At 53.8% G+C, this 19,851-nt stretch carries 17 protein-coding genes, 4 tRNA genes and 1 pseudogene; 6 read left to right on the forward strand and 16 right to left on the reverse strand.

What is annotated here, in order from left to right; translation table 11 throughout:
• Positions 1-3 precede the first annotated feature (3 nt).
• From EDF82_RS13015 to nagB, 9 genes are all read right to left on the reverse strand, one after another.
• Positions 4-78, reverse strand: a tRNA-Gln gene (locus EDF82_RS13015).
• 37 nt (positions 79-115) lie between these two features.
• Positions 116-190: transfer RNA gene (locus EDF82_RS13020), tRNA-Gln, on the reverse strand.
• Between the two features lie 109 nt (positions 191-299).
• A tRNA-Leu gene (locus EDF82_RS13025) sits at positions 300-384 on the reverse strand.
• 9 nt (positions 385-393) lie between these two features.
• A tRNA-Met gene (locus tag EDF82_RS13030) sits at positions 394-470 on the reverse strand.
• A 226-nt stretch (positions 471-696) separates the two neighbouring features.
• Positions 697-2,361, reverse strand: a complete 1,665-nt coding sequence (asnB, locus tag EDF82_RS13035; protein WP_123755957.1) for an asparagine synthase B — start codon at positions 2,359-2,361, stop codon at positions 697-699.
• A 279-nt stretch (positions 2,362-2,640) separates the two neighbouring features.
• Positions 2,641-3,393 (reverse strand): HAD-IIA family hydrolase, encoded by a 753-nt coding sequence (locus EDF82_RS13040; RefSeq protein WP_123755958.1) that lies wholly within the window; start codon positions 3,391-3,393, stop codon positions 2,641-2,643.
• Positions 3,394-3,439: 46 nt separating this feature from the next.
• Entirely contained in the window at positions 3,440-4,660 is a 1,221-nt protein-coding gene (locus tag EDF82_RS13045; RefSeq protein WP_123755959.1) for an N-acetylglucosamine repressor, read from the reverse strand.
• 7 nt (positions 4,661-4,667) lie between these two features.
• Complete coding sequence (gene nagA / locus EDF82_RS13050) at positions 4,668-5,816, reverse strand: N-acetylglucosamine-6-phosphate deacetylase (RefSeq protein ID WP_123755960.1); 1,149 nt, start codon at positions 5,814-5,816, stop codon at positions 4,668-4,670.
• A 125-nt stretch (positions 5,817-5,941) separates the two neighbouring features.
• Positions 5,942-6,742: a glucosamine-6-phosphate deaminase gene (gene nagB, locus EDF82_RS13055; RefSeq protein ID WP_123755961.1), complete on the reverse strand. Its 801-nt coding sequence runs from the start codon at positions 6,740-6,742 to the stop codon at positions 5,942-5,944.
• Positions 6,743-7,054: 312 nt separating this feature from the next.
• Here nagB and nagE point away from each other — a divergent pair, with 312 nt between their 5' ends.
• Together nagE and glnS are read left to right on the forward strand one after the other, a co-directional pair.
• Positions 7,055-9,076, forward strand: coding sequence for an N-acetylglucosamine-specific PTS transporter subunit IIBC (nagE, locus tag EDF82_RS13060; RefSeq protein WP_123755962.1), 2,022 nt, complete (start codon positions 7,055-7,057; stop codon positions 9,074-9,076).
• 178 nt (positions 9,077-9,254) lie between these two features.
• Positions 9,255-10,922: a glutamine--tRNA ligase gene (gene glnS, locus EDF82_RS13065; RefSeq protein ID WP_123755963.1), complete on the forward strand. Its 1,668-nt coding sequence runs from the start codon at positions 9,255-9,257 to the stop codon at positions 10,920-10,922.
• Between the two features lie 129 nt (positions 10,923-11,051).
• Here glnS and EDF82_RS13070 read toward each other — a convergent pair whose 3' ends face one another.
• Together EDF82_RS13070 and EDF82_RS25455 are read right to left on the reverse strand one after the other, a co-directional pair.
• Positions 11,052-11,711, reverse strand: a complete 660-nt coding sequence (locus EDF82_RS13070) for a DUF1345 domain-containing protein (RefSeq protein ID WP_123755964.1) — start codon at positions 11,709-11,711, stop codon at positions 11,052-11,054.
• A 227-nt stretch (positions 11,712-11,938) separates the two neighbouring features.
• Positions 11,939-12,124, reverse strand: a pseudogene (locus EDF82_RS25455) (methionine synthase); the annotation flags it as partial.
• Between the two features lie 64 nt (positions 12,125-12,188).
• Here EDF82_RS25455 and chiP point away from each other — a divergent pair.
• Both chiP and chiQ read left to right on the forward strand, forming a co-directional pair.
• The gene (chiP, locus tag EDF82_RS13085; RefSeq protein WP_123755966.1) at positions 12,189-13,592 is read left to right on the forward strand and encodes a chitoporin; all 1,404 of its coding nucleotides are present in this window, start codon (positions 12,189-12,191) and stop codon (positions 13,590-13,592) included.
• 47 nt (positions 13,593-13,639) lie between these two features.
• The gene (gene chiQ / locus EDF82_RS13090; protein ID WP_123755967.1) at positions 13,640-13,972 is read left to right on the forward strand and encodes a ChiQ/YbfN family lipoprotein; all 333 of its coding nucleotides are present in this window, start codon (positions 13,640-13,642) and stop codon (positions 13,970-13,972) included.
• A 72-nt stretch (positions 13,973-14,044) separates the two neighbouring features.
• Here the strand turns inward: chiQ and fur are convergent, their stop codons facing one another.
• The 4 genes from fur to ybfF all read right to left on the reverse strand — a co-directional run bounded on the left by fur (position 14,045) and on the right by ybfF (position 16,670).
• Positions 14,045-14,497 carry a ferric iron uptake transcriptional regulator gene (fur, locus tag EDF82_RS13095; RefSeq protein ID WP_123755968.1) on the reverse strand — a complete coding sequence of 151 codons (453 nt, stop codon included), beginning with the start codon at positions 14,495-14,497 and terminating at the stop codon, positions 14,045-14,047.
• A 292-nt stretch (positions 14,498-14,789) separates the two neighbouring features.
• Positions 14,790-15,320 (reverse strand): flavodoxin FldA, encoded by a 531-nt coding sequence (gene fldA, locus EDF82_RS13100; RefSeq protein WP_174508395.1) that lies wholly within the window; start codon positions 15,318-15,320, stop codon positions 14,790-14,792.
• A gap of 149 nt (positions 15,321-15,469) precedes the next feature.
• Positions 15,470-15,763: a LexA regulated protein gene (gene ybfE, locus EDF82_RS13105; RefSeq protein ID WP_174508396.1), complete on the reverse strand. Its 294-nt coding sequence runs from the start codon at positions 15,761-15,763 to the stop codon at positions 15,470-15,472.
• Positions 15,764-15,896: 133 nt separating this feature from the next.
• Positions 15,897-16,670: an esterase gene (gene ybfF, locus EDF82_RS13110; protein WP_123755970.1), complete on the reverse strand. Its 774-nt coding sequence runs from the start codon at positions 16,668-16,670 to the stop codon at positions 15,897-15,899.
• A gap of 183 nt (positions 16,671-16,853) precedes the next feature.
• Between ybfF and seqA the strand changes: the two genes are divergently transcribed.
• A complete protein-coding gene (gene seqA / locus EDF82_RS13115; protein WP_123755971.1) occupies positions 16,854-17,402 on the forward strand; it encodes a replication initiation negative regulator SeqA in 549 nt (182 codons plus the stop codon).
• A 32-nt stretch (positions 17,403-17,434) separates the two neighbouring features.
• A complete protein-coding gene (gene pgm, locus EDF82_RS13120; RefSeq protein WP_123755972.1) occupies positions 17,435-19,075 on the forward strand; it encodes a phosphoglucomutase (alpha-D-glucose-1,6-bisphosphate-dependent) in 1,641 nt (546 codons plus the stop codon).
• 90 nt (positions 19,076-19,165) lie between these two features.
• On the opposite strand, the gene kdpE is transcribed toward pgm, so the two are convergent.
• On the reverse strand, positions 19,166-19,843 hold the full coding sequence (gene kdpE, locus EDF82_RS13125; protein WP_123756234.1) for a two-component system response regulator KdpE: 678 nt from the start codon (positions 19,841-19,843) through the stop codon (positions 19,166-19,168).
• Between the last annotated feature and the right edge of the window lie 8 nt (positions 19,844-19,851).

Below are 19,851 nucleotides of genomic sequence, written 5' to 3' on the forward strand. Positions count from 1 at the left end.
CGATGGCTGGGGTACCTGGATTCGAACCAGGGAATGCCGGTATCAAAAACCGGTGCCTTACCGCTTGGCGATACCCCAATGACCGTCGCGGTGAACCGCAAATATCGAAGAAATATGGCTGGGGTACCTGGATTCGAACCAGGGAATGCCGGTATCAAAAACCGGTGCCTTACCGCTTGGCGATACCCCAACAGAAAATCTTGTACTGCCAGGAAGTGGTATCTACAAACTTATTGCCGGTAGCCTTATGGCTATCTTACAACCAGGAGATACCCCATCCGTGCAACGCTTTGGGTGAATGGTGCGGGAGGCGAGACTTGAACTCGCACACCTTGCGGCGCCAGAACCTAAATCTGGTGCGTCTACCAATTTCGCCACTCCCGCAAAAAAAGATGGTGGCTACGACGGGATTCGAACCTGTGACCCCATCATTATGAGTGATGTGCTCTAACCAGCTGAGCTACGTAGCCATCTTTTTTTCGCGTTACCTTATCGGCGTTGCGGGGCGCATTATGCGTATTGGGCCTGCGAGCGTCAACCCCTTTTTCACGGAAAATCGCCGGAATGTGACTGTTTGGTTAGGTTGCGAACAGCGTGATGCAATAATCGGCAATTATTAGTTATTTCTCGTTTTTTACGCGAAAAAAAACCATAAAAAAAACGGACCCCTGAGGGTCCGTTGTCGATGCAAAATGCTTATTTATAGGCTGACTGGTGAACGCCGACGGCGCGTCCTGATGGATCGTTCATGGTTTTGAACGCTTCGTCCCATTCAATCGCTTTAGCGGAAGAACAGGCTACGGACGGACCACCCGGTACACATTCCGCGGCGCTAGGAACCGGGAACAGCTCTTCAAAGATTTCGCGGTACAGGTACGCCTCTTTTGATGACGGCGTGTTGTACGGGAAACGGAAGCTGGCGGTTTCCAGCTGCTGGTCAGTGACCTGTTTCGCCGCAACTTCTTTCAGCGTATCGATCCAGCTGTAACCTACGCCGTCAGAGAACTGCTCTTTCTGGCGCCAGGCGACGCTGGCCGGCAGGTAGGATTCAAAGCATTCACGCAGAATATGCTTTTCCATTTTGCCGTTGCCGCACATTTTATCCTGCGGGTTGATGCGCATCGCCACATCAAGGAACTGCTTGTCCAGGAACGGTACGCGGGCTTCCACACCCCAGGCCGACATTGCTTTGTTGGCACGTGCGCAGTCAAACATATGCAGCGACTGCAGTTTACGCACGGTCTCTTCATGCAGCTCTTTGGCGTTCGGGGCTTTGTGGAAATAGAGATAGCCACCGAACACTTCATCAGAACCTTCGCCGGACAGCACCATTTTGATGCCCATGGCTTTGATTTTACGCGACATCAAATACATCGGCGTGGAGGCGCGGATGGTGGTCACATCATAGGTCTCGATGTGATAGATAACGTCACGGATGGCATCAAGGCCTTCCTGCACGGTGAAGTGAATTTCGTGGTGCACGGTTCCCAAATGGTTTGCCACTTCCTGCGCGGCTTTCAGGTCTGGTGAACCCTGCAGGCCGACGGCGAAGGAGTGCAGCTGCGGCCACCAGGCTTCGCTGCGTTCCTGATCTTCAACCCGGCGTGCGGCAAATTTTTTGGTGATAGCAGAAATCACCGATGAATCCAGACCGCCAGACAGCAGCACGCCGTATGGAACGTCGGACATCAGGTGGCTTTTCACCGACTCTTCCAGCGCCTGGCGCAGTTCGTTTTTATCGGTGACGTTGTCTTTTACCGCGTCATAGTCAAACCAGTCGCGCTGATAGTACTCACGGATTTCACCGTCTTTGCTCCACAGGTAGCTGCCTGCCGGGAACTCTTTAATGGTGCGGCAAACCGGCACCAGCGCTTTCATTTCAGAAGCAACGTAGAAGTTACCGTGTTCGTCGTGGCCCATATACAGCGGAATAATACCGATATGGTCGCGGCCAATCAGGTAGGCGTCCTGCTCACTGTCGTACAGTGCGAAGGCGAACATCCCCTGCAGATCGTCGAGGAATGCCGGACCTTTTTCCTGATACAGCGCGAGGATCACTTCACAGTCGGAGCCGGTCTGGAAGGTGTAGCGGTCGCCGTATTCTGCACGCAGCGCCTGGTGGTTGTAGATTTCACCGTTGACCGCCAGGGCATGGGTTTTTTGTTGGTTGTACAGCGGCTGGGCGCCGGCGTTAACGTCGACGATAGACAGACGCTCATGGACCAGAATCGCTTTGTCACTGGCGTACACACCAGACCAGTCAGGGCCGCGGTGGCGCATCAGGCGGGAAAGTTCCAGTGCCTTTTTACGCAGTTCGACCGCGTCAGTTTTAATATCCAGTACGCCGAAAATTGAACACATAACCTTCTCCATTACCCTATCGTGTTGTGATGTTGTGCAGACGTCGTCTTACTGCGATGTCTTAGTGCATGGATAAGAAAATGCCGCAAAGGAGAGAGGGGCGCAAGGGATTTAGGGTCACTAAAAGAAAAAACGCAATGACGATTGTTGAATAGTAAAAAAAGCACATCTTTTGAGCTGGTTTATTGATGAATCCTCAGTAATAAGCCTTTTTTATTAGATGGGGATGGTTTTCGGTGGGGTATAAATGAAAAACCACGTCCTGAGACGTGGTTTTTTTCAGAAAACATCAATTTCGGCGACGGAGGGATAGATCCACGACGGCCGGAACGGCAGGCTGTCGATATCGTCGAGGGTCGAGACGCCAGAGAGCACCAGGATTGTCTCCAGGCCCGCCTGGAAGCCCGCCAGGATATCGGTCCGTAAGTTATCGCCGACGATGACCGTCTGCTCGGAGTGCGCCTGCATTTTATTCAGCGCAGAGCGGATAATCCACGGGCTGGGTTTGCCCACGTAGAAGGGTTTGCGCCCGGAGATTTTCTCAATACCGGCACAGAGCGCGCCGCAGGCCGGGTAGAAACCGCGCCCGTGCGTATCCGGGTTGGTGGCAATAAAACGCGCGCCGTTAGCGACGAAGAAGGCCGCTTTATGCATCATCTCCCAGTTAAAGGAGCGGGTCTCACCGACGATAACAAAGTCCGGATTAACATCGGTAATGGTGAAGCCGGCTTTATACAGTTCGTGGATCAGCGCGCCTTCTCCGACGACGTAGGCTTTCTTGCCTTCCTGACGGCGCAGGAAATCCGCCGTCGCCATCGCGGAGGTGTAAAAGGCGCTATCCGGTACATCGATCCCGGCGGTCGCGAAGCGGTTTGCCAGATCCTGCCCGGTCTGGGAAGGGTAGTTGGTCAACATCACCAACGGCATCCCTTTATCGAGGATACGTTTGATAAATTCAGCCGCGCCCGGTACGGCCACGTTGTCGTGCATCAGCACGCCGTCAATATCACAGATTACGTTTTGAATGGTCATCGACTGTCCGACATCATTAAAAGAAAGGCGAAACTATATAGCTGCATTAGCTTTCCAGCAAACGCTGGAGCAGAATACCGTTGAGCATGGCGCGTTTCACCAGCGCAAAAGCGCCGATGGCAGAACGGTGATCCAGTGTGGAACGCACCACCGGTAGATTTTTGCGAAACGCCTTCAACGCCTGGGCATTAATACAGCCTTCAATGGCAGGTAGCAGCACTTTCTCCGCTTCGACAATCTCGCCGGCGATCACCACTTTTTGCGGGTTAAACAGGTTAATCGCAATCGCGATGGTTTTCCCGAGGTGGCGCCCGACGTGTTCGACCACTTCACAAGCCAGCGCATCGCCCTTATTGGCGGCTTTGCAGATGGTTTTGATCGAGCAGTCATCGATGGTCAGCCGGCTCTGGTAACCCTGTTCGAGCAGGTGATGCACGCGATGCTCGATGGCAGCATTTGCCGCCACGGTTTCCAGGCAGCCGAAATTGCCGCAGTGGCAGCGCTCGCCGAGCGGGTCGACCTGGATATGGCCGATTTCACCAACGTTGCCGTTACGGCCGATAAAAATACGGCCATTGGAGATAATCCCCGCGCCGGTCCCGCGGTGCACGCGCACCAGAATTGAGTCTTCGCAGTCCTGGCTTGCACCAAAATAGTGTTCTGCCAGCGCCAGACTACGGATGTCGTGCCCCACAAAGCAGGTAACTTTAAAACGTTTTTCTAACGCCTCGACCAGCCCCCAGTTCTCCACCGGAATGTGCGGCATGTAGCGGATCACGCCGCTTTCCGGGTCAACCAGACCAGGAAGAATCACCGAAATGGCGATAAGCTCGCGGATTTTGCGCTGACAGCGTTCAATAAAGGCAGCAATGATGTTGAGCAGGGCATGTTCCAGGGTTTCCTGGGTGCGCTCCGGCAGCGGGAAGTGTTCTTCTTCCAGCGTCTTACTGCTCAGATCGTACAGGGTCAGGGTGGCGTCATGGCGGCCAAGACGTACCCCGATCGCGTGGAAATTGCGGGTTTCCGCAATAATAGAGATGGCGCGGCGGCCTCCGGTGGAGGCCTGCTGATCGACTTCTTTGATCAGTCCGCGTTCAATCAGTTGACGCGTGATTTTGGTCACGCTGGCAGGGGCAAGCTGGCTTTGTTCCGCGATCTGAATGCGCGAGATAGGGCCGTGCTGGTCAATGAGCCGGTACACGGCCGCGCTGTTCAGCTGTTTTACGAGATCAACGTTACCAATTTGAGCATGTCCGCCTGCTGTCATACTTTACTTACTCAGTGACGACCTCGTTACCATTAACGATGGTCTTGATGATTTTATAATCGCGGGTAAAGGCGGTCAGGTTAGCGACCATTCCCGGTGCGATGCTGCCGAGCTGCTGTTCTACGCCAATCGCGCGCGCAGGGTAGAGGGTTGCCATCCGCAACACTTCGTCCAGCGCAATACCGCAATGTTCGACGAGGTTCCGGACACCTTCAATCATGGTCAGTGAAGACCCGCTGAGGGTTCCGTTTTCATCTACGCACAGCCCATTCCGGTAGTATATTGTTTTACCAGCAAAAATGAACTGCTCAATCTCTGCACCCGCCGGGGCGGTGGCATCGGTGACCAGACACAGCTTGTCACCCTTGAGGCGTTTGGCATTTCGCACGTTAGCATAATCGACGTGCATCCCGTCGACGATAATACCGCAGTAGACGTCCGGCTCGTCGAAAATCGCGCCTGCCAGGCCCGGTTCACGCCCGGTAATATACGGCATAGCATTATACAGGTGCGTGGCGAAGGTGATGCCAGCGCGGAAGCCTGCTTTTGCCTCTTTCAATGTGGCGTTGGAATGCCCGGCGGAAACGACGATCCCGGCCGCGACCAGCTGGCGAATCACTTCGCTACCGACGCGCTCAGGCGCAAGCGTCACCTTGGTAATCACATCGGCGTTTTCACACAGGAAATCGACCAGCGCCGCATCCGGTTTGCGAACATAATCCGGGTTGTGCGTGCCTTTCTTCACCATGTTCAGCCACGGGCCTTCGAGGTGCAGGCCCAGCGCCTGGTTCGGATGTTTTTGCAGGTATTCGCGCATCACGCGCACGCCCTGTTTCATCAGCTCGTCGCTGGAGGTGATCAGCGTCGGCAGATAGCTGGTGCAGCCAGAACGTTCGTTGGCTTTTTGCATGATTTCCAGCGTGTCGACAGTGACCGCATCAGGGCTGTCGTTAAACTGCACGCCGCCGCAGCCATTCAGCTGGACGTCGATAAAACCGGGGGCAAGAATGGCGCCATTGACCGAGCGTTGCTCAATCCCAGACGGTAAATCAGCCAGTGAACAGATACGTTCGATAAGGCCATCAGCGATAACAATCGCATGGTCATCCAAAATTTCATGACCGGTATAAATCCGGCCTTGGGTTAATGCATACATTACGACCCCCGGTTCACGCACGCTCCTGCCGCTGGCTTCTCCAGGCCAGGCCTGGGTAGCGCGAGGGGAGCGGGCGCATCAAAAAAATGAAATGTCCCGCGGACAGGCCGCAGGACCAGACTACCTTACAGCCCTTTGACGTTTTCGGCTTCTAATTCATTGAAGTATTTCAACGTCTTCACTTTCAGCTCCATGGTGGACGGCTCGTCGCAGACCACAACCGCTTTCGGGTGCAGCTGCAGACAGGTGATGGTCCACATATGGTTGACGTTGCCTTCTACCGCCGCCTGCAGCGCCAGCGCTTTCTGATGGCCCAGCACCAGAATCATCACTTCTTCGGCATCCAGCAGAGTACCCACGCCAACGGTGAGGGCGTATTTTGGTACCAGATCAACGTCGCCGTCGAAGAAGCGGGAGTTTGCCACGCGGGTGTCATGGGTCAGGGTTTTAATACGGGTACGAGAAGCCAGAGAAGAAGCCGGTTCGTTGAACGCGATGTGTCCGTCGTTGCCTACGCCGCCCATAAACAGGTTAATTTTGCCGTAAGAGCGGATTTTTTCTTCATAACGACGGCATTCTGCATCGATATCTGGCGCGTTACCATTCAGAAGGTTAATGTTTTCCGCCGGAATATCAACGTGATCAAAGAAGTTGCGATGCATGAAGCTATGATAGCTTTCCGGATGCTCTTTCGGCAGACCAACGTATTCGTCCATGTTGAAGGTGACAACATGTTTGAAGCTGACCTGGCCTGATTTGTGCATCTCAACCAGCGCTTTGTAAGCGGTCAGAGGGGTGCCACCGGTAGGCAGACCAAGGACAAACGGACGGTCTGCTGTCGGTTTGAACGCATTGATGCGATTAACGATATGGCGAGCGGCCCATTTGCCGACTTGTTCAGCGGTTACCAGGGGGATCAGTCTCATTCTTCACCTCTATAGTTAAATTAGAACCTGGCGGATTGGCGCCAGCATACTATTAAGAGTATTGCAGTCTCTACGCCGACCGGGGTCAATCCGTGTTGATTTTTTGAATGATAAAATAAGTTTTCGAAGTTAGCCAGTCATCGGGAGGGGTTAATACGATATTTGGTGATTATAGTCACAAAAAATACGTAATTAATTTGCGATACGAATTAATTTTCAACACACTTTACCAGTAAGTTAAAAATCTGACCTGGTTACACAATAAAAAAATGGCTTTACACGAGCCTTACGGGGTCTAATAGGGGGAATAAAGTGAGCATTCTAGGCTATTTACAAAAGGTTGGTCGCGCACTGATGGTGCCGGTCGCCACGCTGCCAGCGGCAGCGATCTTAATGGGTGTCGGTTACTGGATTGACCCGGTTAGCTGGGGTGGCGACAACGCTCTTGCGGCGCTGTTCATCAAGTCCGGTTCTGCCATCATCGACAACATGTCTGTACTGTTCGCCATTGGTGTGGCTTACGGTATGTCCAAAGATAAAGATGGTGCTGCGGCACTGACCGGTTTTGTGGGCTTCCTCGTGTTGACCACGCTTTGTTCTCCTGCTGCGGTCGCGATGATCCAGAAGATCCCTGCGGACCAGGTTCCTGCTGCTTTCGGTAAAATCAGCAACCAGTTCGTCGGTATCCTTGTCGGTATTATCTCCGCCGAACTGTACAACCGCTTCAGCGGCGTTGAACTGCCGAAAGCGCTGTCGTTCTTCAGCGGCCGTCGTCTGGTGCCAATCCTCACCTCGTTTGTGATGATTGTCGTCGCGTTCATCCTGATGTATGTCTGGCCGGTCATTTTTGATGGTCTGGTAAACTTCGGTGAGCACATCCAGAAACTCGGTTCTGCGGGCGCAGGTATCTATGCGTTCTTCAACCGTCTGCTGATCCCGGTTGGTCTGCACCACGCGCTGAACTCCGTATTCTGGTTTGACGTGGCAGGTATCAACGATATTCCTAACTTCCTCGGTGGCGCACAGTCTATCGCTGCGGGTAAAGCGGAAATCGGTATCACTGGTCGTTATCAGGCGGGCTTCTTCCCGATCATGATGTTCGGTCTGCCGGGTGCGGCGCTGGCTATCTATCACTGCGCGCGTCCTGAGAATAAAGCGAAAGTGCTGGGTATTATGATGGCGGGTGCATTTGCTGCCTTCTTTACTGGTATCACCGAACCGCTGGAATTCTCCTTCATGTTCGTGGCGCCGGTGCTGTATTTCATCCACGCCGTACTGACGGGGATCTCCGTATTCATCGCGGCGAGCATGCACTGGATTGCCGGTTTCGGCTTCAGCGCCGGTCTGGTGGATATGTTCCTGTCCACCCGTAACCCGCTGGCAACTCACTGGTACATGCTGATCCCGCAGGGTCTGGTGTTCTTCGTGATTTACTACGTGGTGTTCCGCTTCACCATCACTAAATTCAACCTGATGACCCCGGGTCGTGAACTGGCGGTTGCCGGCAGCGAAGCGGATGGTCAGGATGTGAATGTGAGCGGTGATAAAGAGCAGGATGTTGCAGGTCTGGCGCGTCAGTACATTGCCGCCGTCGGCGGTTCTGACAACCTGACCGGTATCGACGCCTGTATCACCCGTCTGCGTCTGAACGTTAAAGACTCCGCATTAGTGAATGAAGCACTGGCGAAAAAACTGGGAGCTTCTGGCGTGATTCGCCTGAACAAAACCAGCGTCCAGATCATCGTTGGCTTCGTTGCTGAAAAAATTGCTAACGCCATGAAGACTACCGGTCCGGTTGCCGCAGCAGCAGCCACGACAAGCGCACCCGCAGCGACGGCTGCCGCAAAACCGCAGGCCGTAGCGAATGCCAAAACCATCGAGGCGCTGGTATCGCCAATTACCGGTGATATCGTGGCGCTGGAGCAGGTACCTGATGAAGCCTTCGCCAGCAAAGCCGTCGGCGACGGTGTGGCGGTGAAACCGACGGATAAAACCGTGGTTGCGCCAGCGGCAGGGACAGTGGTTAAGATCTTCAATACCAACCACGCGTTCTGTCTGGAAACCGAAAACGGCGCGGAAATTGTTGTCCACATGGGCATCGATACCGTCGCGCTGGAAGGCAAAGGCTTCAAACGCCTGGTCGAAGAGGGTGCGGAAGTCAAAGCCGGCCAGCCAGTTCTGGAAATGGATCTCGACTTCCTGAATGCCAATGCACGCTCAATGATCAGCCCGGTCGTCTGCAGCAACAGCGACGATTACAGCGCGCTGGTGATTCTGGCGACCGGTAAGGTTATCGCTGGCCAGACGCCACTGTATGAGATTAAAGGCAAGTAAGGCTCCTGAGTAGAGTTTATGCCTGAGCGGCGGGGGGAAACCTCCGCCGCTTTTTTTTACAGCAAATGACCCCATAATCATCTTCAGACAGCGATTTTGCGTAACTAATAGTTGTCACTACGTCCTGCTTGTAAGATCATGTGCCGTTATACGTTGTTTACGCTTTGAGGAACCCACGATGAGTGAGGCAGAAGCCCGCCCGACTAACTTTATTCGTCAGATCATTGATGAAGATCTGGCTACTGGTAAGCACACCACCGTTCACACGCGTTTCCCACCGGAACCGAACGGTTATCTGCACATTGGCCATGCAAAATCTATTTGCCTGAACTTCGGTATTGCTCAGGATTATCAAGGCCAATGCAATCTGCGTTTCGATGACACCAACCCGGTGAAAGAAGATATCGAATACGTTGAGTCGATTAAAAACGACGTGCAGTGGTTAGGTTTCCACTGGTCCGGGGAAGTTTGCTACTCGTCTGATTATTTTGATCAACTGCACCAGTATGCCGTTGAGCTGATTAACAAAGGCCTGGCCTACGTTGACGAACTGTCGGCGGATGAAATTCGCGAATACCGCGGTTCGCTGAAAGCGCCGGGCAAAAACAGCCCGTACCGCGATCGCAGCGTGGAAGAGAACCTGGCGCTGTTTGAAAAAATGCGTGCCGGTGGTTTCGAAGAGGGCAAAGCCTGCCTGCGTGCGAAAATCGATATGGCATCGCCGTTTATCGTGATGCGCGATCCGGTGCTGTACCGAATTAAATTCGCCGATCACCACCAGACCGGCAGCAAGTGGTGCATCTACCCGATGTACGACTTTACGCACTGCATCAGCGATGCGCTGGAAGGCATTACCCACTCGCTGTGTACTCTGGAGTTCCAGGACAACCGTCGCCTGTATGACTGGGTGCTGGACAACATCAGCATCCCGGTTCACCCGCGTCAGTATGAATTCTCGCGCCTGAATCTCGAATATACCGTGATGTCCAAGCGTAAGCTGAACCAGCTGGTGACCGAGAAGCACGTTGAAGGCTGGGACGACCCGCGTATGCCGACCATTTCCGGTCTGCGTCGCCGCGGCTATACCGCCGAGTCCATCCGCGAGTTTTGCAAGCGCATTGGCGTGACCAAGCAAGACAACACCATTGAGATGGCGTCGCTGGAATCCTGCATTCGCGAAGATCTCAACGAAAACGCCCCGCGTGCGATGGCGGTGATCGATCCGGTTAAACTGGTAATCGAAAACTACCCGCAGGGCGGCAGCGAAATGGTGACGATGCCGAATCATCCGAACAAGCCGGAGATGGGCAGCCGTGACGTTCCGTTCAGCGCCGAGATCTGGATTGACCGCGCCGACTTCCGTGAAGAAGCCAACAAGCAGTACAAGCGTCTGGTGCTGGGCAAAGAAGTGCGCCTGCGCAATGCCTACGTGATCAAAGCCGAACGCGTAGAGAAGGATGCCGAAGGTACCATCACCACCATCTTCTGTACCTACGACGCCGATACGCTGAGCAAAGATCCTGCCGATGGCCGTAAGGTGAAAGGCGTGATCCACTGGGTCAGCGCAGCACACGCGCTGCCGGTTGAAATCCGTCTCTACGATCGTCTGTTCAGCGTGCCGAACCCGGGCGCAGAAGACGATTTCCTGACGGTTATGAACCCGGAATCGCTGGTGATTAAGCACGGCTTCGCGGAGCCGAGCCTGGCGGAAGCACAGGCCAGCAAAGCCTATCAGTTCGAGCGTGAAGGTTATTTCTGCCTCGATAGCCGTTATGCTACCGCGACCCATCTGGTGTTTAACCGCACCGTGGGCCTGCGTGATACCTGGGCAAAAATCGGCGCATAAATCCGCGTCGCATATCGCCATCAAAAACGCCGCGCTAAGCGGCGTTTTTTTATCTCACCTGTCACGACCTCTTTGCTGACAACAGCCGCTCAGGCGTTGTCTGGCGCATCCTGCCGGCCATTTCCGTCGCTAACTTAATAATCCGGCCCCGACATTTACCGATAGACCAAGAATAATGAGATTAAAGATGAATGAGATAACCGACTGGAGCAGGGTTATTTTACGCATGTCGGTGGTCCCCGTAGCGACATCTGCGGTTTGCGAGGCGACGGCGATAGTGAAGGAGTAGTAGAGAAAATCCCAATAACCCGGCGCGTCGGGCTTTTCTGCAAAAATCATCGGGGTGACCTCATCGCTGAGGGTCAGGTAATGCCGGTGCGCGTAATGCATGGCGAAAGAGCTGGGTAATAAAGTCCAGGAGGCAATCAGGGTGCTTGCCGTCAGCACCAGGTGCAGTACCCGGGTGCCACCGGTCAGCGCTTTCAGGGTGGAAAGCTCGCTGAGGATGGTAATGATGCTGGCCGAACAGGCGAGTATCATCAGGGTTAATACCAGAGTCGCGCTCTGGTCCTGTCGTCTGGCGATACGCGGTATGTCGCTGACTTTGGTTGACAGCATTCGCAACCACATAAACAGCAAATACAGCCACGCCAGCACGTTCCAGCTAATCAACGCGCGCTGAATCATCCCCAATCCTCGCGGCAGTAAGAAATAGCTTATTAGCGCCGCGCAAACCGCCAGCAGCAGCCAGAATCGCCCCTGAAAATAGCTCGTTAACTCAAAACGCATGGTATGAATAACTTTTATAAGACAGTGATGAGATTAACTGTAGAGCATTGAATTTCGAAGGGAGGAGGGGACGGCAAATATTCCCGCTAATGCGACGCTCAAGAAAGCAGGTTTGGTTATTTTCGTGATGCGAATTAATCTTGTTTGCAGCTGGTTGAATTTCGCGTCTGGTCTGTCGGCGATAGTGGCGTGAAAAACCGTTGTAAGCGCTTTCATTTTCTATTTTATCCTGATTTTGCAAACACTTCCGCGATAAAAGTATGACGTCTAATATTGTAACAAAAAGAAATAGAATATGTGCGCTTTGTCATAATCTTAAGCTTTGGTCGGCGAAAGAGATTGATAATTCGCGTCACGAAAAATAGTCTATCAATAGTGGTCAGGCGGATTTTTACCGCTCCACTTTTTAGCAGTCTTATTTATTTTTTCGCGGTTTGCCCTTGGCACCGCTTTTAAAACGTCAAAGAGGATATGCACATGCGTACGTTTAGTGGCAAACGTAGTACGCTGGCGTTGGCTATTGCCGCCGTCACCGCGATGTCGAGCTGGATCGTTGTTCCGCAGGCCAGCGCAGCAGGATTTATTGATGATTCCACATTAACCGGCGGTATCTATTACTGGCAGCGTGAGCGTGACCGTAAAGATGTGACCGACGGCGATCAGTACAAAACCAACCTTTCTCACTCCACCTGGAACGCCAACCTCGACTTCCAGTCCGGCTATGCTGCCGATATGTTCGGTCTTGACGTGGCGGCCTTCACCGCCATCGAAATGGCGGAAAGCAGCGAAAGCGGACACCCGAACGAAATTGCCTTCTCTTCACGAAATAAAACGTATGACGAAGATTACTCTGGCGATAAGAGCGGGATCAGCCTGTATAAGGCTGCGGCGAAATTTAAATACGGCCCGGTATGGGCGCGTGCCGGTTATATCCAGCCAACCGGGCAAACGCTGCTGGCTCCGCACTGGAGCTTTATGCCGGGTACTTACCAGGGTGCTGAAGCCGGGGCCAACTTTGATTACGGTGACGCCGGTGCGCTGAGTTTCTCCTACATGTGGACGAACGAATACAAAGCGCCATGGCACATCGAAATGGATGAGTTCTATCAGAACGACAAGAAAACCAAAGTCGATTATCTGCACTCGCTGGGCGCCAAATACGATTTCAAAAATGACCTCGTGCTGGAAGCGGCGTTTGGCCAGGCTGAAGGCTATATCGACCAGTATTTTGCCAAAGCCAGCTACAAATTTGATATTGCCGGCACGCCGTTAAACACCAGCTACCAGTTCTACGGTACGCGTGACAAAGTCAGCAACGGCGGCAGCAACGATATTTACGACGGCACCGCCTGGCTGCAGGCATTGACCTTCGGTTATAAGGTCGCTGATGTGCTCGATCTGCGTCTGGAAGGGACCTGGGTGAAAGCCGACGGCCAGCAGGGTTACTTCCTGCAGCGTATGACCCCGACCTATGCGTCGTCCAACGGTCGTCTTGATGTGTGGTGGGATAACCGCTCTGACTTCAACGCCAACGGCGAAAAAGCGGTGTTCTTCGGCGCGATGTATGACATGAAAAACTGGAACATGCCGGGCTGGGCGTTTGGCGCATCATATGTTTACGCCTGGGATGCTAAGCCGGGCAGAATGTCCACGCCGGACGCTTATTACAACGCGGACACCCGTCTGGAAGAGTCAGCCTACAGCCTGGATGCCATGTACACCGTCCAGGACGGACGCGCCAAAGGCACGCTGTTCAAACTGCACTTCACGCAATACGACAACCACACCGATATCCCGAGCTGGAGCGGTGGTTATGGCAACATCTTCCAGGATGAGCGTGACGTGAAATTCATGGTTATTGCCCCGTTCACTATTTTCTGATGCCGTCGCGGCAGGCCTGAACCTGCCGCAACTCTGAGAGGTTAATGATGAAAAAACTATTGCTCATCGCGATAATGGCATCAGGGCTGGTAGCCTGTACGCAGTCTCCCGCGCCAAAAGAAGATGCAAAACTGAAAGATGCCTACAGCGCCTGCATTAATACCGCAGAAGGCAACCCGGACAAGGTCCAGGCCTGCCAGAGCGTGCTGGATGTGCTGAAAGAAGATAAGCAGCATCAGCAGTTCGCAAATCAGGAAAGCGTGCGCGTCCTCGATTACCAGCAGTGCATTCTGGCGACCCGCACCGGCAACGATCAGGCCGTGAAAGCGCGTTGCGACCAAATCTGGAAAGAGATCCGCAGCAACAATACTAAACCCTGATAGCCTTCAGCCATCAGCGCATAAAAAAAGCCAACCTGACGGTTGGCTTTTTGCTGTTTGCGCGGCGGGAACTTATTTTTCCACCGCGTCGTGTGCATGCTCATCTTCGCGGCAGTCGCCTTCTGCACAGTGGCCGTACAGGTACAGGCTGTGGTTGGTCAGACGGATGCCGTGACGGGTAGCGATCTCACGCTGGCGCGCTTCAATAGAGTCATCACTGAACTCGATCACTTTGCCACAATCGAGGCAAATAAGGTGATCGTGATGATGCTGCTGCGTCAGTTCGAAAACAGATTTACCGCCTTCGAAATTATGGCGGGTAACAATGCCAGCATCATCAAACTGGTTCAGTACGCGGTATACGGTAGCCAGACCAATTTCTTCACCCATGTCGATCAGGCGTTTGTATAAATCTTCCGCACTGACGTGATGGTTATCCGGTTCCTGTAAAACTTCCAGGATTTTTAATCGTGGAAGTGTGACTTTCAGGCCAGCCTTCTTTAATGCGGTATTGTTGTCAGTCATGCGGAATCTGTCCTGTTGCTAATCGATCTACTTCCATCAGCGGAAGTAATACAGAGAATCACCCGATGTAATGCGTCTCATTATAGAACTGCCATGTTGAAATGAAAACCGCAAGCATCGTGCCTTGTATGCTGTTAAAAACGAGGTGCCAGTTACAAACTGCGTCACCTGACCTCATCGAATCAGAGGACATTGTACAGATATGTGGTTAAAAGTTAAAAACTTGTAGCTATTAGTTTTATTGCTTTTACCTATCAAATCGGCGAAACCATAAGGTAGCGCCGTTTGATCATTATGCGTTTTTGATTTCTTCGAGGTGCAGCTCTTCAGAAACCTGCTTCACCCACTGAGAGACACGTTCGTTGGTCAATTCAGGCTGGCGATCTTCATCGATAGCCAGACCGACGAAATGGTCGTCATCCGCCAGGCCTTTAGAGGCTTCAAAATGGTAGCCCGCCGTCGGCCAGTGACCCACGATAGTGGCGCCGCGCGGCTCGATAATGTCGCGAATGGTGCCTAATGCATCACAGAAATATTCTGCATAGTCTTCCTGGTCGCCGCAGCCAAACAGTGCAGCCAGTTTACCGTTGAAGTCGACCTCTTCCAGCGTCGGGAAGAAATCGTCCCAGTCGCACTGCGCTTCACCGTAGTACCAGGTTGGAATGCCGAGCAGCAGAATGTCGTAGGCTTCCAGATCTTCTTTGCTGCTCTTGGCAATGTCGTGAACATCAGCAACATCTTTACCAAGCTGCTTCTGAATCATTTTTGCAATATTCTCGGTGTTGCCCGTGTCGCTGCCAAAAAAGATGCCGATGATTGCCATGAGTAAAATAACCTCTTGAAACTTAATAATGTGGTAGTGGCGTAATGCCCGCAGATAACGGCAATCATAGCAGAACAGGCGAGGGCGCGGAAACAGCAATCACGCCCGACTGCACACTCTGCTACATGAAAGCGTTTTTTTGAGGATTTTCAGGCTTTATCCTGGCGATGCAGGGCAGCCAGCTGAGTCATGAGTATCTCTTCGATCAAATCGCTGCGGTTCATATTGCGTGCTTCCGCCAGCTCATTGAGTGCGTCTACTGCCTCCGCGTTGAGTTTTAGCTCAACACGCTTCAGCCCGCGAACTTTATCGCGTTTGAGCTGATTACGTTTGTTGATGCGCAGTTGTTCATCGCGCGCAAGCGGATTGGTCTTTGGTCTTCCCGGGCGCCGCTCGGTTGCGAACAAATCTAATGTCGTACGGTCCGTTTGTTCTTTTGCCATGATTCTGAGTGACTTCGGGGAAACAGGTTGTCGGGCTATAGCCGACACAGATAGCGCGCCATAATACATCAGGCGAACCGCTGCGCCAACGACCGCGGGCATTCTGCTGCGCGGTCGGGCAGTTTTTAGCCAGTTAGGCCTGTCGTGTGCTCAGATAGCGGCGAATTGCGCGCAAAACGGCCTCCGGTTTCTCGGCATGGACCCAGTGGCCGGCCCCGGCAATCACATGCGCCCGCGCCTGCGGGAACTGGGCGAGCAGGGTGTCACGATAGGCATCGGTGACGTAAGGTGAATTCCCGCCGGGGATAAACAGCGCCGGATGCGGCCACGCCGGAACAGGTTCCCAGCCGACAATATGCGGGTACTGCTCCCATAGCACCGGCACGTTAAAGCGCCACTGGCCATCGACGAAGGATTTCAGCAGGAACTGAATCACGCCTTCTTCCTGCAGATGTTCGCGCATCACGGCGGCTGCCTGCTGGCGAGAGGTCGCGGCGGCTTCGGTGACGGCGTTAATGGCGGCAAAAATTTCGTCGTGGCGACGCACGTGGTAATCCACAGGGGCAATATCGATAGCGACCAGGCCATCAATGCGATCGGCGGCTACGGCGCTGAGCGCCATCACCGCTTTACCACCCATCGAATGACCAATAAACGTGGCTTTCTCAATCTGCCGATCGTCCAGCGTATCGATCAGATCCTGCGCCATCGCCGCATAGCTCATCTCTGGCGAACGAGGGGAAAGCCCATGATTGCGCATATCAACCTGCACAACATCGTGGTCGCTGACCAGATCGCGAGCGAGGATCCCGAGGTTGTCGAGACTGCCGAACAGGCCGTGGACGAGGATGACAGGAGAATTATTGTGCGGATTTTGTGCAGATTGCGCGCGGCTATTTAATTTCATGGCAAAGTTCTTTTTTTCGCTTCGTCGGGTTAGGGTATTATGTTGGACATTCTGCCATCCGGCTGCAAGACCCAGAGCTATCTGAGTTTTACCGCCATCCTGGTTTGACGCTATTCGCGGTCAGGATTTGTCCTTATAATCCTGACAACTTGTATTCAGAATAAGATATCGCACTGGATTAAGATGAAAACAATTGAAGTTGATGATGATCTCTATCGCTATATTGCCAGCCACACCCAGCATATTGGTGAGAGTGCATCCGACATTTTACGGCGCATGCTGAAATTTTCCGCCGCTTCCCAGACTACCGCACCGATCGCGAAAGCGGCTCCGGCACCGTCAGCGACCCCTGTCGTTGAGGTTAAACCCGCGAACCCGGCGAAAGATAAAGTCCGCGCCATGCGCGAGCTGCTGTTATCAGATGAGTACGCCGAACAAAAACGTGCGGTTAACCGTTTTATGTTGATCCTGACGACGCTCTATTCTCTCGACAATAAAGCGTTTTCCGAGGCGACCGAGTCTCTGCACGGACGTACCCGCGTCTACTTTGCAGAAGATTCACGGATCCTGCTGAAAAGCGGCAACCAGACCAAGCCGAAACAGGTTCCGGGTACGCCGTGGTGGGTCATCACCAATACCAATACCGGCCGCAAATGCAGCATGATTGAACACATCATGCAGTCGATGCAGTTCCCTGCGGAATTAATTGAGAAAGTCTGCGGCACGATCTAGTTTTATTCACCTTGCATCAGAAGGATCAGGCAATGGCAATCGATAAGCGTGCGGGGCAACCTGCACAACAGAGTGATTTGATTAACGTCGCTCAGTTGACCGCGCAGTACTATGTACTGAAGCCGGAAGTGGGCAATGCGGAGCATGCAGTGAAGTTCGGGACCTCAGGCCATCGCGGCAGTGCGGCTCGCCATAACTTCAATGAGCAGCACATTCTGGCGATCGCTCAGGCGATTGCGGAAGATCGCGCGAAGAACGGTATCACCGGTCCATGCTACGTTGGTAAAGACACCCACGCGCTCTCTGAACCTGCTTTCATTTCCGTACTGGAAGTGCTGGCGGCGAACGGTGTTGATGTTATCGTGCAGGAAAACAACGGTTTCACCCCGACACCGGCCATTTCCAACGCTATTCTGGTGCACAATAAAAAAGGTGGCCCGCTGGCGGATGGCATCGTGATTACGCCGTCCCACAACCCGCCGGAAGATGGTGGTATCAAATACAATCCGCCAAACGGTGGCCCGGCTGATACCAACGTCACCAAAGTGGTTGAGAACCGTGCCAACGAACTGCTGGCTGCCGGCCTGCAGGGCGTCAAACGTATCTCTCTCGACGCGGCGCTGGCATCTGGTCATGTGCAAGAGCAGGACCTGGTGCAGCCGTTTATCGAAGGGCTGGCGGATATCGTCGATATGGCGGCAATCCAGAAAGCTGGCCTGAAGCTCGGCGTCGATCCGCTCGGCGGCTCCGGTATCGAATACTGGAAACGCATCGCAGAATTCTACAAGCTTGATCTGACCATCGTTAACGATCATGTCGATCAAACCTTCCGCTTCATGCACCTCGATAAAGACGGCGCTATCCGTATGGACTGCTCCTCTGAGTGTGCAATGGCGGGCCTGCTGGCGCTGCGCGATAAGTTCGATCTGGCCTTTGCCAACGATCCGGATTATGACCGCCACGGTATCGTGACGCCGGCTGGTCTAATGAACCCGAACCACTATCTGGCGGTGGCGATCAATTACCTGTTCCAGCACCGTCCGCAGTGGGGACAGGATGTGGCCGTCGGTAAAACGCTGGTCTCTTCCGCGATGATCGACCGGGTGGTAAACGACCTGGGCCGCAAGCTGGTGGAAGTGCCGGTTGGCTTCAAATGGTTTGTTGACGGTCTGTTCGACGGCAGCTTCGGCTTCGGCGGCGAAGAGAGCGCCGGTGCATCGTTCCTGCGCTTCGATGGTACGCCGTGGTCGACCGACAAAGACGGGATTATCATGTGCCTGCTGGCCGCTGAAATCACCGCGGTCACCGGTAAAAACCCGCAGCAGCACTATGACGAACTGGCTGCCCGCTTCGGCGCGCCGAGCTACAACCGTCTGCAGGCATCGGCAACCTCCGCACAGAAAGCGGCGCTGTCGAAACTGTCGCCGGAAATGGTCAGCGCCAGCCAGCTGGCAGGCGACCCGATCACCGCCCGCCTGACTGCGGCACCGGGTAACGGCGCCTCGATTGGCGGTCTGAAAGTGATGACCGACAACGGCTGGTTTGCCGCGCGTCCGTCAGGTACCGAAGATGCCTATAAGATTTACTGCGAGAGCTTCCTTGGCGAAGCCCACCGCAAGCAGATCGAGAAAGAAGCGGTTGAGATCGTCAGCGAAGTGCTGAAAAACGCCTGAGTCAGGTGACAATCTGGCGCATGGGTTAAGCGGCAGATCGTGATAAAAGGGTTCCATGATCTTCATGGAGCCCTTTTTTGTTGTACCGGGTTACGGCATAAAGCGATAACCGATGCCGGTTTCGGTCAGCAGATGCTGCGGGCGCGCCGGATCGACCTCCAGCTTTTGCCGCAGGTGCCCCATATAAATACGTAAATAGTGGCTGTGCTCCACCGCATTCGGTCCCCACACCTGATTGAGCAGGTGACGCTGGGTGAGCACTTTGCCGGGATTACTCAGCAGGGCGGTCAGCAGCCGAAACTCAATGGGGGTCAGGTGGATCTCTTCTTCGCCGCGAACAATTCGCCGGGCCGGAATATCGACCTGGATATCCGCGAAACGCACTACCGGCTCATCCGCCTGTGTCCCGCCGTGGCGGCGCAACGCCACCCGTAGCCGGGCCTGCAGCTCACCAATACCAAAAGGTTTACTGAGATAGTCATCGGCCCCGGCATCCAGCGCCGCGATTTTATCGTGCTCCTCGGTGCGGGCCGACAGCACCAGAATCGGCATCTGGCTCCACTGGCGCACCTCACGGATAAATTCATTGCCGTCGCCATCGGGCAGGCCAAGGTCAAGGATCGTTAAATCAGGTTTGCGGGTAGCGGCTTCAATCAGGCCCCGTTGCAGGGTATCGGCTTCAAATACGCGCATGCCGTCGGCTTCCAGCGCGGTGCGCAGAAAGCGGCGGATGGCATGTTCATCTTCGATAATGAGTACGTTAATCACCAGTTCTT

It is taken from the genome of Klebsiella sp. BIGb0399 (genome assembly GCF_003752615.1).
Taxonomy (GTDB): Bacteria; Pseudomonadota; Gammaproteobacteria; order Enterobacterales; family Enterobacteriaceae; genus Klebsiella; species Klebsiella lignicola.